Annotated in this window: 12 protein-coding genes; 3 read left to right on the forward strand and 9 right to left on the reverse strand. The window is 60.5% G+C overall.

The annotated features are described in order from the left end of the window. Positions 1–72: 72 nt before the first annotated feature. The 7 genes from AR323_RS14870 to AR323_RS14535 form a co-directional block, all read right to left on the reverse strand. Positions 73–366 carry a P27 family phage terminase small subunit gene (locus AR323_RS14870; RefSeq protein ID WP_161808755.1) on the reverse strand — a complete coding sequence of 98 codons (294 nt, stop codon included), beginning with the start codon at positions 364–366 and terminating at the stop codon, positions 73–75. A 346-nt stretch (positions 367–712) separates the two neighbouring features. Beyond that, a complete protein-coding gene (locus AR323_RS14875) occupies positions 713–1,246 on the reverse strand; it encodes a hypothetical protein (RefSeq protein WP_057884251.1) in 534 nt (177 codons plus the stop codon). A gap of 626 nt (positions 1,247–1,872) precedes the next feature. Continuing rightward, on the reverse strand, positions 1,873–2,076 hold the full coding sequence (locus AR323_RS14525) for a helix-turn-helix transcriptional regulator (RefSeq protein WP_200956709.1): 204 nt from the start codon (positions 2,074–2,076) through the stop codon (positions 1,873–1,875). An 88-nt stretch (positions 2,077–2,164) separates the two neighbouring features. Continuing rightward, positions 2,165–2,758 carry a hypothetical protein gene (locus tag AR323_RS12120; protein WP_057884252.1) on the reverse strand — a complete coding sequence of 198 codons (594 nt, stop codon included), beginning with the start codon at positions 2,756–2,758 and terminating at the stop codon, positions 2,165–2,167. 289 nt (positions 2,759–3,047) lie between these two features. Next, positions 3,048–4,397, reverse strand: a complete 1,350-nt coding sequence (locus tag AR323_RS12125; protein WP_057884253.1) for a TonB-dependent receptor domain-containing protein — start codon at positions 4,395–4,397, stop codon at positions 3,048–3,050. Beyond that, the gene (locus tag AR323_RS12130) at positions 4,394–5,605 is read right to left on the reverse strand and encodes a TonB-dependent receptor (protein WP_057884254.1); all 1,212 of its coding nucleotides are present in this window, start codon (positions 5,603–5,605) and stop codon (positions 4,394–4,396) included. The genes AR323_RS12125 and AR323_RS12130 overlap by 4 nt, the downstream gene beginning before the upstream one ends. 215 nt (positions 5,606–5,820) lie before the next feature. Continuing rightward, on the reverse strand, positions 5,821–6,579 hold the full coding sequence (locus AR323_RS14535; protein WP_161808756.1) for a Crp/Fnr family transcriptional regulator: 759 nt from the start codon (positions 6,577–6,579) through the stop codon (positions 5,821–5,823). Between the two features lie 56 nt (positions 6,580–6,635). On the opposite strand from AR323_RS14535, the gene AR323_RS12140 reads away from it, so the two are divergent. After that, on the forward strand, positions 6,636–7,982 hold the full coding sequence (locus AR323_RS12140) for a DUF1254 domain-containing protein (RefSeq protein ID WP_161808757.1): 1,347 nt from the start codon (positions 6,636–6,638) through the stop codon (positions 7,980–7,982). A gap of 399 nt (positions 7,983–8,381) precedes the next feature. Here the strand turns inward: AR323_RS12140 and AR323_RS12145 are convergent, their stop codons facing one another. Both AR323_RS12145 and AR323_RS12150 read right to left on the reverse strand, forming a co-directional pair. After that, the gene (locus AR323_RS12145; RefSeq protein ID WP_057884321.1) at positions 8,382–9,707 is read right to left on the reverse strand and encodes a sigma-54-dependent transcriptional regulator; all 1,326 of its coding nucleotides are present in this window, start codon (positions 9,705–9,707) and stop codon (positions 8,382–8,384) included. After that, positions 9,704–11,377, reverse strand: a complete 1,674-nt coding sequence (locus tag AR323_RS12150; protein ID WP_057884257.1) for an ATP-binding protein — start codon at positions 11,375–11,377, stop codon at positions 9,704–9,706. Before AR323_RS12150 ends, AR323_RS12145 begins: the two co-directional genes overlap by 4 nt. Positions 11,378–11,591: 214 nt before the next feature. Between AR323_RS12150 and AR323_RS12155 the strand changes: the two genes are divergently transcribed. Together AR323_RS12155 and AR323_RS12160 are read left to right on the forward strand one after the other, a co-directional pair. Continuing rightward, a complete protein-coding gene (locus AR323_RS12155) occupies positions 11,592–12,977 on the forward strand; it encodes a dicarboxylate/amino acid:cation symporter (RefSeq protein WP_057884322.1) in 1,386 nt (461 codons plus the stop codon). Then, a complete protein-coding gene (locus AR323_RS12160) occupies positions 12,974–13,918 on the forward strand; it encodes an alpha/beta hydrolase (RefSeq protein ID WP_057884258.1) in 945 nt (314 codons plus the stop codon). Before AR323_RS12155 ends, AR323_RS12160 begins: the two co-directional genes overlap by 4 nt. The last annotated feature ends 2 nt before the right edge of the window (positions 13,919–13,920 follow it).

Below are 13,920 nucleotides of genomic sequence, written 5' to 3' on the forward strand. Positions count from 1 at the left end.
GATCACTTGGAGCCGAAGAGGGGACGATCGAGCAAGCGATAATGCGCACGCTCAAAGCTCGAAAGCATTTCCTCACCTGAAGAAGCGGTCTGTAGGATCTTCTTCGGACTCTTCGGCGATGGCGATTCCAGTGCGAGCTGAAGGCGAAAACCCAAACTCCGCACAGAGCGCTTTCATGATAACCGTCTGCTGATTGAGGACGCGCTGGTACGGCGAAATAGCGACGTTTCCAGTGGGGCTGCGGATCAGGAGCGAGGAATTTGACAGCTTCTGAGCCGCCTGATTGCGTAGATCGACTGCAAATACCCACGACAAATAAAGGTCACGATCCGCCGCTTTGAGCAGACCGGGTGGAAGTGATGCCAACCCGTACTCCCAGATCTCCAGTTGCGCTGTCGTAAGCCACTCCGGAGGCACAAGACCATCACCTGGGAGGCGCGGTTCTCCATCGCGCAAAACGCGCGGCCGGCGGTCGCGCGAGTTCTCAATTAGCTTCAAATGAGTAGGCTTAGCGCGTCGTCCCACAGACCTTCCCTTCGACGGCGTGACGAGCACAGAAAGGAGCATAAGCCAACTTGTGAGGGCATCGAAGAGGGCGGCTCCGTGTGCAAGCGTGCTCCAACGGAAATTATAATATCGACCATCTGAGTTTGTAGGCCCCACGCCGATGTCCAAGAGGAGGGCTTCAATGTTTTGAAGCCCCCCCGCCTTTTCAGGTCCAGGCCAGGAGCAACGCTTCGCAGCGCCGCAGCCAGTGGCGTTCGACGCGGTCGTGGAAGTCGCGGATGAACTCCAACTGCAGCTTCGCGGTCGAATGAACCTTTTCCCACGACACCTGCATGTCCTCCTCGCTCCGCGCGTAGAGCGAGAGCGTGTCGCGGCAAACATGGCCGAGAGGCAGCGCCGGGTCATCTGGAATAGAGGCATCCCAGGTTTCTGCGTTTTCGAACGCCGTGAAGCGATCCACGATGACGGTAGGGGACATCCCCCACAACTGCGCACTCCCGGAAACATGATAGCGGAATTCCAGCCAATCAACGTTCGGATCGGAATCCTTGATGCACAGGAAGGGCTCCGCGGCGATCTCGAGATCGTACAGCCAATAGCGCTCCACGTGAGGCTCCCCGTAGCGGTTGAAATGATCCAGGACCCAGCCGAACCGCTGATCAAGATAGTCCTTAAGCAAGCTCGTGGAGAAGAGGCGAGCGCGATAGCCCATCTCGATCGGTTCGATGATGTAGTTCATAAAAATGCTCCAAACAGCCGTCGCAAAGCCGAAATTGGCGCGACCCGGCACCGTCTCAATTTGCAAATTTGAAAACAGGGGGAGTTCGAGAAACAAATCTACGAATGGCGCTGATGTCGGTCAGAGCGAGCGACCTCATTGAGCGTGCCTTTGCGGAAAGCGTTCCTTGGATTCTCAAGACACCCTGCTGGTGCGAGCTGTTGGCGTCTGGGAAGGTCTGCTTCGCTTCGCGTGAGGGGCTCACGCTACGCAGACCTTCCAATCGACTGTCACGCGAAAACGGAAAGCACCCAGAGACCTGTAGATGCTTCATGGTGAGATCGCGTTCCAGAGCATAGGACGATCCCCCTCGGCCCGAAGACCGAGGAGGTCCGTCCCAATGTGCTCGATGCCCCACGGCTCGACCAGCGCACATTGAGCGCCTTCAGTATCGATACAGACCTGAAAGCTCGGTAGCTGCTTGCGAAGGTGCATCCCTCCGGAGATCCCCGCTCTACCTTTCGGACTCGGGCTCCCGCTTTGATCTCACCCCTACTGGTGACGGGATTTATATCGGCGCATTCCCAGCCGTGTCTAACCAACCGAATGCGCCGCCCGCGGGAGTCCGCGAGTGGAAGTTCAGTTGGTCAGTTGGCGAAATGGTGATCCGAAGAACGCCAGAGCTTCTCGAAACGCTCGATATCATCAACGTGATAGCGAACGCGGCTTCCGATCTTATGGTAGATCGGCCCGATGCCCTTATCCCGCCAGCCTTCGAGGGTACGCGCGCTCATGCTCCAGCGGGCGGCTGCCTCTTCGGTTGTCAGAAAAACATGCGGATTGGTTTGCAAGGATGCCTCCAACGATTGAGAGGCACCGCATTCATGTCAGCTATTCATTCGAGAACAGGTGGAGTTCGGGAAATGAACTCGGCAAGGACTACGGACCCGGCTTCATCCAAGCTGATGATTTCGAAGCGTTATCCCACGCGATTTTGAAATGATCATCGCGGACGCTGAAGGGCAGGAGCTTGTCCGCCAAATCTTGGATGTGCCGCTTGGTTACTCCCTTCTTTGCCGGGATGATGGCACAGACGGTCTCGATGAAGTCCTTCGTCGCTAGATAACGATCATCGCTGGAATTGGGGCGAATCTGCACCAACGTCAGCCCGCCGAGCCGATTATCCAAGAACGAGACGTCGCGAATTCCAGCCGCAAACTCGAGATCAACCCTACTTCGATCTGTCGAGCGTTGGGAGAGCGCTAAGATTTCCCACTCACCGGACTGAAGCTCAGCCTTAAAGCGGCTAACCAGCAAATCATGCAGATGGAGCTTTAGCGAATACTCCGGCGAAGGTTCATCGACGGTTGTGACTGGAAAGCCTTCGTCAAGAGTCGTGCGAGACTTCGGGGGCCCAGCCACCTGAACACGCAGATATTCAGTCCACTCTTCGCCTTCCGCGAGGTAACGCTCCGCGAAAGACCGGAGTGAGAATTGCGTAGCCTCGATTGCTTCTGAGCGATGGGTAGCCATCACTACGGTCTACTACGCTAAACTGCGGACGCAAACCGCGGCCTTGTGACTGGCGGCCAAAAAAACTGCCTACAAGGCGTCAGGATGGTAACGGCGATTATGCAAAGCATAGGAACGAGCGGTCCCGCGCAAATTGGGACCGACATCGCACCAGTCGACAAAGGCAGCTTCTGGGCCGAAAGCCGACTATCCGCTATATGGACTGGTTGGGGTTGGCAGACGATTAAATCACTCCAAGGGCATCCACAATTTTCACGCGACCGTCATCGTTGATTTAGAACCAAGCGCGTCAGAATCGTGTTCTTGCCGTCACGCCATAGGTCGCCGGTTCCTGGACGAAAGAAGCCCTCGCACGATTGCCCAACGCGCCTCTCAGTGGGACTGTGAATGTTCCCGTCCTGACGTGCTCATCGAAAACATTGTTGCCCCAGAGTTCGAGCGTCCACCTGTCATCCTCAGCTCCGATCCCCGCGCGCAGGTTAACGCGGATATTCGCTTTCTGGATGTCGCCGGGGAGCGGAAGGTCGGGTCTCAAAACCTCGGTCGGGAGGGTCGACGTACGGCGTTCGCTCTCGTAACGCGCGCTCCCCGATATGAACATGTCGAGACGGTCGGAAACCGGTTGTTCGAAGGTACCGCCGAGCACGACCGTCCAGTCGGGCGCGTTGGTGAGCTTGGCACCGCACAGCGTCGCCACGTTGGGTCTGAACCCCGAAGCTGTCGGATCGCGTTCGGCGCAGTCCGCCGGATAACGGGCATCGGTGTAAGTGACGGCGAGATGCGCCGAGAAATTGTTAGACAGTTGCGCCTGACTCTCGATCTCGAAGCCAGTGCTCCGGGCCTTGTCGACGTTGAACGTCTGGAACTGGATTCCCGTGAAGTCGAGGACCTGGAACCCACTCAGCTCCTGATGAAACAGGGCCACGTTCACCCGTGCCCGGCGACCGAACAGGAGGGCCTTGAGGCCGATTTCATAAGCGTCGATTTCTTCAGAAGCGAACCGGGGGTCTACTCCGCCCACGGCCGCGGAGGCATCAAGGTTGAAGCCCCCGGATTTGAAGCCATGGGTAAAACTGCCGTAGAGCGTCAGATCTTCGCTTGGCCGATATGTGCCATTGACCGTGTAGACGAGTTCGCCATCGCTGAACCTCTCGTCGAATTCGCGCGGCAACAGCGCGCGGGCGAGTGGATTGGCGGCGAGCGCGGGCGCGATGCCCGCAAGCGCCTCGAGGCTTGGCGCGGCGAAGACAAAGCAATTGAGGCCAACGCCCGCAGCACCCAGGAAGTTCTGCGGCCCGGCTCTGAGCGTACCGAGGCAGGCGTCGTACTCCCCGGCCACTTGAGTGTACGACCCGTCCTTGCTCTCATCGACGTAACGAAGGCCGACCGTGAGATCGAGCGTGTCGGTGATGGCGAACACATTGTGCGTGAAGATTGAGAAGGACTCCCCGGTCTGCTGGTACCGGTTTGTTGCGAAATCCCCTGTAGCTGCCACGCCGCCCGCAGTCAGAAAAAGCGGGTTGGGCTGGAGAGGCACGGCTCCGAGGAGCCCGCCGCTTACCCCGGCCTGGTACTGGTCGAGAAGGGTTAGAGACAGTTGCTGCCTGATCTGCTCCCACGAGTAATAGGCACCGATCAACCAATGACCCTGCCATCGAAGGCCTTACCCTGGAGCCGCAACTCATGCGTCGTGGTTTTGATGTTCGTCGGGTTGTTCCGCGGCTCGAAGTTCTGACCGCCAAGAGCCTTGGCTTGATCAGAAGCACCGGCAGTGAAAAGGCGCAATTGCGTGTAATCAGTCTCGAGCGACGTGCGGAATTCGAAATCCCGATAGGATCCGACATAGGTCAGTTCGCCGAAAGTGGTTTCTAGGTCGTATTGCGCGGACACGCCCCAGGTTTCGAACGGAGTATCGAACTGGCCGTCGTTGGACCTGAGATCCCCCAGAGCATCGTTCCCTACGTTGGGCGCGCCCCCGTCGGCGGGAAGTCCGAAGGCAGTGAAATTAACGGTCGGGCCATCCTGAAGCCAGATTGCGTGGCAGCAGCTGTCGTTTCCTTCGGTATAGTCTGCGATGATGCGAAGGTCGCCAACAGTGCCCAGGTCGAAAAGCGCCTGCCCGCGCAGAACCAGCCGGTCGATGGTGTTGCTTTCAACGCCGGTGGGTCCTTCGATGAAGCCCCCACGATAGCGGACTGCCCCGGCAAGCCCCACTGCGACCCTGTTGCTCACGACGGGCAGATTGATGCCAGCCTGCACATTCAGGAGGTCGAAGTTGCCGTAGGTCAGATTGGCAAATCCTTCGACAACATCGAGCCTCGGCCTTTTCGTGCGGATGTCGATCGCTCCGGCCGAGGTATTTCGCCCAAACAGCGTGCCTTGGGGTCCCCTCAGAATCTCGACCCGCTCGACATCGAGCAGGTCGCCGAGCGCAACGCCGGGACGCGAAAGATAAACGCCGTCCAGAAAGACGCCGACCGCACTTTCGAGCCCTGCGTTGTTTCCGGTCGTTCCGATCCCACGCATTCGCAGTGTGATCCCCCCAGTCGTCGTGCCCGAGGCGTTGAGGTTGAAGCTGGGGGCAACCGTGTCGAGCGTGGTAATATCCGCCACACCGGCCCGTTCGAGCTGCTCGGCCCCTATTGCCGTAACTGCTATCGGTATATCCTGCACGTCGCTCTCGCGCCGCGTGGCGCTGACGATGATCACTGAGAGCTCGTCCGCGCGCTCGAAGGCCTGATCCTCCCCGACCTTGTCCTGCGCGGTGACCGGGGAAGGCGCCGTCGCGAGAGCCAGACCAGACACGCACGTCAACAACCGACAAGCCTGCTTGTGCTCCATGCCCATGCGTCAATCCTCCCTCTATCTGCGGAAAGGCTTCAGGCCTCGTGGCAGGGCCCGGGATGCATCGACGAAGGCGGTAGCTGAGGGCCGCACCTTATTCCGAAACAATTCGGGCTCGTTGTTATGAGGGGAAGGTAGCGACCTTGGTTTGGAACGAATGTCTCAATTGCAACATTTTTCACATCAAACGAAATGGCCGTCCACGGGCTGCTGCTGCGTCAATAGCCAGCGCTCTCATGCTGCAGCCACGCAAACAGGTTATCGACGCTGCGGACTTCGATTGCACCATAGTGTCTTGCGATCAGGCCTCTGTTCTCGAGATCGGTCAGCGCACGGTTCATCGATGCGCGGGACAGTCCGATCGTGGCGGCAAGGTCCGACTGCTTGAAGCGCACCTTCGACTTGGCCGGCGGAGGCGGCGTCAGGATGAGCAGGAACTTGGCCACACGCGGTACCAGCGGAAGGATGCGGATGGCATGCAGCATCTCGAGCAGCACATGTGATCGCATGAGAGTCGCGCGCATGAGTGCAGCAAGGTAGGCTGGCTCAGCCTGGCCGAGTTCAAGAAACTTCTCCGCCGGGATCCGGATCACAGTAGTTGGTCCGACCGCCGATATGTCGTGGCTGAGCGGCACCTCGGTAAAAACCGTAAACTCACCAAATGAATGCCCCGGGCCGAGGAACGAGGTAAGGATGAATTCCCCTTCGCTGCCGTAGATTCCGGCGCGCGCAGCACCGCTTTCGATGATCGAGATCCCTGGGTCCATGTCCCCCCGGCTATAGATGAACTGCGCGTCAGACAGCTTGCGGCGATATCCTTCCGCCTTGAGCCGCGCGATTTGATCGGCGGAGAGAAAGTCGAGGAATGGTTGGGGCCGGAAGCGAGACAGATCCATATCCGATTGTCGCATTTTCGACATTTGCCGCCAAGCGCTTCTGTTAGTTCGAGTTTCCAAGTCCGTCGCACGCCCGCGCATATGACCGGTCGTGACACTGACTTTTTCCTGCGTCGCAAGGACTGTTGCCCGCCATGATGATGACCGCGCTGATGGCTTCCGCACTGCTCGTAACCTCAGGCGCGGGTACGTCCGCTGAGAAAGCGGCCGGGGACGAAGCTGGCTGTGGCCCTGCCAACACCGAAATCGATACCGCGAGGCGTGTCTTCCAGTTCGCATTCCCGCTCTACGAGGTGTGGCGGACGCGGCAGCGTATGCTTCAGCTTTCTGGTGCGACCACGAACTCCTTGCTCCATCGCAAAACGCTGTCGCGGCCAGGTGATCGGTCGATCACTACTCCGAATGTCGATACGCTGTACTCGACTGCATGGCTTGACCTGACTGATAGCCCGGTACGCCTGACGGTTCCGGCGATGGGCGCGCGCTATCACAGCATCGCATTGATGCACCCCTTCTCCGATGTGTTCGCAATACTTCGCAATGAGGACGCGAATGCGGTCGAGTTCCTGATCGTCGGTCCGCATTGGGGGGGCACCGCCGACCCACACCAGCGCGTCATCCGCTCGCCGACGAACGATGTTTGGCTGGTCGCGAGGACATCAGTGCAAGGAGCGGACGACCTCCCCGAAGCCCAGCAATTGCAATCCACCTATGCACTGACGGGAGAAACGCGCGGGGATCGTGACCTTGCCGACCAAATCCCCGCCAGGCCGAACTCCACCCAATTGCTCGCAATCGCAAGCACAGTGTTGGCAAGAGGTCCAGTCCCCGCAGATGCGGCTGCCCGGATCGATTGCCTCGGCTCGGCGGTCACAGTCCAGGAAGGCGAGAAGCCGGGCGTAACTATCGACAAGGCGATCGGTCCTGCTCTCGATCGCCACCTGGAGACCTTCCTCGACGAGACGAAACTAGCATTCGAACGGTCGGGCACCCTTCGGAACGATTGGCGTTATCCCTTGCCTAATATCGCCCGGTTCGGGCCCGACGACGCACATCGCAGTGCGATGGCCCTTGGCGGCTTGGCCGCCCTCCCGATAGAGGAGGCCGCCAATCCGCTGACGACCCGAGATGCCGACGGCGCGGACCTGATTGGTACTAATTCATATCGCCTGCGCATCCCCGGGGATGTGCCAGTGGACGGGTTCTGGTCGCTGACGCTGTACGAAGCGGACGGATCGGGACGCTGGTTCCTCTATAAGAATCCGAGCGATCGCCATGCGGTAACCAGCCTGACAGGGGACTTGGACAGGGACGAAAGCGGAACCTCGTCAGTGCACATCTCGCATGCTCCGCCCCGGGACGGTGCGAATTGGCTCCCCGCTCCTTCAGGGCGCTTCATGCTGGTCTTTCGTGCCTACCGACCGCGTGCGGCCTTAATCGAAGGCTCGTTTAGGCTTTCTCCGGTTGAAAAAACGAGAAGCTAATGTGTGTGAATAGGGGCGCGAAGCAAGCAACCGGAGTTTGCCAAAGAAATGGCAACTTTCGGAAAGTCACGGGGCCGAAGCGAACGGGGGATATGAGGGCGACCAGCCGCCCAGACAGATAATACCATTTATGGAAAGCCGGAGAACAACGCACCCTCACCGGAATTGGGACCGGGGGACGAAGCAACAGCAAGCTACGCGGCAGCTTATGGGCCGCTACCAGACTGTCTGCTACCCATCCGCAAAGCTAGCAAACCAGACCAAGTAGACGGCGTCGGTGGTTGTCGGTTGGGGGAAGCAATCGTTGCCGCCGGAAATCTTGCGAGTACCGTGCATCTCGGGCGATCCATCGATCATACTGCCGACGTTGTTCTCGACCTTATCAGTCCGCTCGATCGATTAGATTCGGAAGTTTCGCGCTTGAAGCTCGTATCTGGCGAGTTTGTCGTACAAAGTCTTTCGTGGAATGTTCAGGCTGCGCTGAACTTCGGCAACGCGTCCACCGGCTCGTCGCATTGCATCTTCGAGAAGCGTTCGCTCGAAGTTTGCGACCAATTCGTTGAGGCTTGGTCCCTTGGCGCCCGGCGTTGCCGGCTGTGCTAGACGTGTCAGTCCGAGCACAAAATTCTGCGCGAACGTGCGCAGTTCGCGCAGATTGCCAGGCCATTCATGACTGACTAGATGTTGCCATTCAATCTCGGTGAGCTCAGCCGCCGAGCGTTCAAGACTGCGTTCGAAATCGGCCACGAAAATGCGGAACAGTTCCGGTATGTCATCACGCCGCTCGACCAGCCTTGGCAAGGCAACTGTAATGCCACTCAGCCTGTCTTCCAGCCCCTGATCGCGATTCCGACTGTCGTCGTCCAACTGGCCGGACGTGGTTGCGGTTGCGAGTATTCTGATATCGACCTGCCGGGGTCGATCGGCCCCCAGGGCCAAGAAATTCCGGTGATCCACTAAGCTCGCCAAACGGGGCCGGTAGCGCGTGGGAATGCTTTCCAACGCTTCCAGCACCAGCGTTCCTCCGTTCGCCCGCTCGATCATGCCAGACCTCGACAGAGCGACCGACGGATCACGGCCATATAGCAGAAGATCGGCCTCCTCGTTGGCGAAGACACCCGGATCGACAACGACGAACGGCCGGTTCCTGCGCGGGCTGAGATCATGCACCAGCCGTGCAACATGGCTCTTGCCAGTGCCCGGCGCACCGCTGATCAGCAGGTCGGCATCGGTCTGTGCCACCTCGCGCACGATCCGCTCGGTGCGGCCTGCGACGGCGGACGATCCCATCCAGCCCGCCCGTGCCTTGCCCTCGAGTTGCGAGCGCAGTCGGCGGTTCTCCAGCAGAAGCGCACGCCGGTCTGCGGCCTGGCGGACCGACCTCGCCAACCGTTCGATCGTGTAGGGCTTGGTGAAGAAGTCGGCTGCGCCAGCCTTCATGGCGTTTACGGCCATCGACACGTCACCGTGTGCCGTTGTGAAGATCACGGGAATGTCCGGGTCGATCTCGCGAATCCGGGCGAAGAACTCGATCCCGTCCAGCGCCGGCAGACGGACGTCGCTCACCACAACGCCATCGAAGTCCGCTCCGATCTCGCGCAAGGCCGCGGGGGCGGCCGGGAACGCCGTGACGGCGAACCCCTCCAACTCCAACGCCTGGACAGTGCCCGCCCGCAGGCTGTCGTCATCTTCGACGAACACGACCGTTATCGAATCTTGGATCATTTTGTCCGCGAGATGATCATGGTGAAGCATGTCCGCTTGTCATCGGGTTCGAAAACCAGGTCGCCGCCGAGGTCGCGCATGATGTCACGCGAAATAACCAGCCCCAGCCCGAGCCCATCAGGTTTGGTCGTGGCGAAAGGCTGGAACAGGCGGGCGGTCTCATCAGATCCGATGCCGGGCCCGCTGTCGCACACGCGCAGGCGGATATCAGCGTCGCCACGGATAACCTCGATGGCAACCGATCCGCCCTCGCCGACCGCGTCCAGGGCGTTCTGGAGCAAATTGACGAGAACCTGCTCGAGCCGCACGTGCTCGGCCGCCACCGCTATTTCGAGGTCATCCAAATTGGGCACTTGCAGCGCCGCGTTCATCGAGCCGATCCGGTCACGCAGCAGAAGTAGCGCTCCGTCGACGATCTCGCCGATCTTGACGAGGCGGCGGGCGGCGGGTTGGCGACGGCTGAATCGGCGCAACTCCCCGGTGATCAGTCCGAGCCTGTCGGCGAGACTGATGATCTCGCGGAAGTTGGCCGATGCCTCTTCGGGGCGCCCGCGGGCGATGAGCTTCTCGCCGCTTTCGGCAAACACCCGCAGGGCCGCGACGGGCTGCCCGATCTCGTGGCCCACCCCCGCGGAGATCTGGCCAAGCGTTGCGAGGCGGTTTGCCTGGGAGAGCTGATCGCGCAAGGTGCGGGTGCGCTGGGCGACCATTTCCTCCTGCAACGCCTGACGTCGCCGCCGCACGAAAAACAACGCGAAAGCCGCTGCGATCGTGCTGGCAAGGGCAAGCGCCACGGCCAGCCTGCCGCTGGCGATCGCTGCTGCTCCGCGCGGTCCCGGGTCGACCAGCAGGTGCAGGGTCCATCCATCAGGCGAGATCGGTTGCAAGGTGTCGAAAAGCGGCGCGTCGACGATTGCACGCTCGCCCGTGCCACGTGGGCTCGCCATTGTCAGTGGCTCCAGCCGGGCCAGGCCGAAGCGCTGCTCGTCCTGCACAGCGTCGCGTGGCCGGTCGATGGCTTGGTCGGTCAGCCGGAACCGCCACGCTGCATCCGTCGCAAGCAGGACGACACCGCTGGCATCGGTGACGTAGACGCCGTCGGTCGCATCGCGCCAGCTTTCCTCGAGCGCGTCGAACTCGATCTTGACAGCTACGACGCCGAGCGGGTTAGCGGCGGCACCTACCCGGTGCGCGATATATAGCCCAGGCTTTCGGCTGACCGTGCCGAGCGCGAACTCGGTCGAGGTTCCCACGGTTATGGCTTGCCGGAAATAGCGGCGGAAGGCGTAGTTGGAGCCGACGAAGGTGGCTGGCTGGTTCCAGTTGCTCGCCGCGAGGGTGAGGCCGCCCTTGTCCATGACATAGATGGCGGCGGCACCCGACTGGTTGGCGAGATTCTCGAGCCGGGTATCGAGCTGCCCCGTTTGGCCGGAATTGCCTTCGAGTAAGTCGCGCACCTGCAAGTCGCCCGCCAGCGTGATCGGCAGCAGGCTGACTTTGTCGAGTTCGCTCCTGAGGCCGGCTGCGAGAATCGCGGCATCGTCGCGCGCCGCCGCCTTTTCCTGGGCGAGCGCACGCGAGTACATCAACCGGTCCACGGACAGGACCAATCCGGTCAGTACGACAATGGCGACGATCGCCAGCAGGACAAGCCGACGGCGGTCAGGCAACCGAGATTCCGTCCAATCAGCCACCGCCGCATTGTGCGGATTTCCGCACGAAGAGCAACCCGAGTGTGCGGAAAGCCGCACGGGTTGTCGCGCCCTCAGTAAGCAAACTTTTGAAATAAAATGGTAAGTGGAATTCGACCATCAAGCTTTCACCGCCCTGCGTCGCTATTTATCATCTCCGGCAGGCAGAAGCTGCCACGGGAGAGGATTGGATATGGGGTTGGCCGCCGCCACTGACAAAACGGGCGTGCCCTCGCGCAAGATGCCCTTCTATAGGCATCTCTATGTTCAGGTCTTGAGCGCCATCGCACTCGGAGCGCTGGTCGGTCATCTGTGGCCCGAGTTCGGCGCCTCGTTGAAGCCCATCGGGGACGGCTTCATCGCACTGGTCAAGATGATCATCGCGCCGGTCATTTTCCTGACTGTCGCGACCGGCATCGCCGGAATGAAGGACATGACGGCGGTCGGTAGTGTAGCCGGCAAGGCGTTCGCGTATTTCCTATTCTTTTCCACCCTCGCGCTGATCATCGGGCTGGTCGTCGCCAACGTTGTGCAACCGGGTGCGGGCCTGAACATTGACCCCGCGACGCTCGATACGACGGCCGTTGCGGCATATGCCGACACCGCGGAGCAGCAGACTATCGCGGCCTTCCTGTTGGGCATTATCCCGACGACGCTGTTCAGCGCCCTTACCAGCGGCTCAATCCTCCAGGTGCTGCTGGTCGCGATCCTCTCCGGCGTCGCAATCGCCACGACGAGGCCGCACAGCGACCTCGTGCTCGACGTAATGGGGTCGTTCAACGAGGTCATTTTCAAGCTCGTCCACATGCTGATGAAGCTTGCCCCGATCGGCGCATTCGGAGCCATCGCGTTCACCATCGGCGAATTCGGGATCGGTTCGCTGGCCAACCTCGCTGCCCTGATCGCCACGTTCTACCTCACATCCCTGCTATTTGTCCTTGTCGTGCTCGGAATGGTCGCCAGGCTTGCCGGATTTACGATCCTTGGACTGATCAAATACCTACGCGAGGAACTGCTGCTGGTCCTCGGAACCTCCTCGTCTGAGGCTGCACTGCCCAGCCTGATGGAAAAGATGGAGATCGCCGGCTGCCGCAAGACGGTAGTCGGGCTGGTTGTGCCGACTGGCTATTCTTTCAACCTAGATGGCACCAACATCTACATGACGCTTGCGGCGCTGTTTATCGCACAGGCCGTGGGCATCGACTTGTCGTTCGGCGAGCAGCTTACCCTGGTATTGGTGGCAATGATCAGTTCGAAGGGTGCAGCGGGCGTAACCGGTGCGGGCTTCGTCATCCTTGCTGCGACGCTCTCGGTCATTCCCTCGGTTCCGGTGGCCGGTATGGCCCTCATTCTGGGGATCGACCGGTTCATGAGCGAGTGCCGCGCGCTCACCAATTTCATCGGCAACGCGGTTGCCACGATCGTGGTCGCGAAATGGGAAAATGCGCTCGACACGCAGCGCCTCGCCGCCGCAATGGCGGGTGACCCGATGCCCCTTCCCGAAGCCGACATCGAACATCACGAACGCTCCGGACCCCACAGCGAAAGCGTGATTGCCGCCATTGGAGACACACCATGATCGCCCGCCGCACATTGGTCTCGGGCGCTGTCACGCTGCTTGCCGCCACGAACTTGTTGGGCGCTGCTGTCCTCAAGGCGCATGATTTCGAGGAAATCCCGCTGTGGCCCAGCAAAGCGCCGGGCAAGGGGAGCGCCAGCGGGCCAGAGCGGATCGGAGCCGAGGGAGCGGGATATGGAGCGGTGTCCAATGTCTCCAACCCGCGCATGCGGGTCTATCGTCCCAATCATTCCAACGGACGGGCGGTATTGGTCATCGGTGGGGGCGGGTACTTTCGCATCCAACTCTGGAAGGAAAGCACTCCGGCCGCGAAGTGGCTCCAGCTCAAAGGCTACACCGTCTTCGAGCTGATTCATCGCCTTCCCGGTGACGGTTGGGAAGCTGCCGTTCCGTTTATGGATGCCCAGCGCGCGATGAAGGTAGTCCGCACACGCGCTTCCGAGTTCGGCATCCGCCCCGACCGCATCGGCATCATGGGCTTTTCCGCAGGCGGCCACCTGGCTGGCTTCACAGCTCTCCAACCCACCCGCAATCTTTACGCGGGCAGCGACAGGTTCGAAGCTGTGACCGCGCGGCCCGATTTCGCTGCCTTGCTGTTTCCCGTGGTCTCCTTGCGCAGGCCCTTCGACACTACCCGCACCCGGCGAGAGATCGTAGGTGACAAGGCGGATGATGCCTCTGCGGTGGCTTGGTCGCTGGACACCTACGCGTCGAAGGACGCTCCGCCGATGATCCTGTTCTCCTCGGCCGACGATCGAACAACGCCACCGGGACATAATTTCGCGCTGTTCGAGGCGCTTCGGAAGGCGGGCGCAAGCGCAGAGCTGCACATTTTCGCCGACGGTGGCCATGGCTGGGGCCTGGGAACGGCGGACCAGACCCTGAGCCAGTGGCCCGACCAATTCGAAGCCTGGATGGAACGGGCGGCATTCAAATCATGACA

Source organism: Tsuneonella troitsensis (genome assembly GCF_001441535.1).
Classification (GTDB): Bacteria; Pseudomonadota; Alphaproteobacteria; order Sphingomonadales; family Sphingomonadaceae; genus Tsuneonella; species Tsuneonella troitsensis.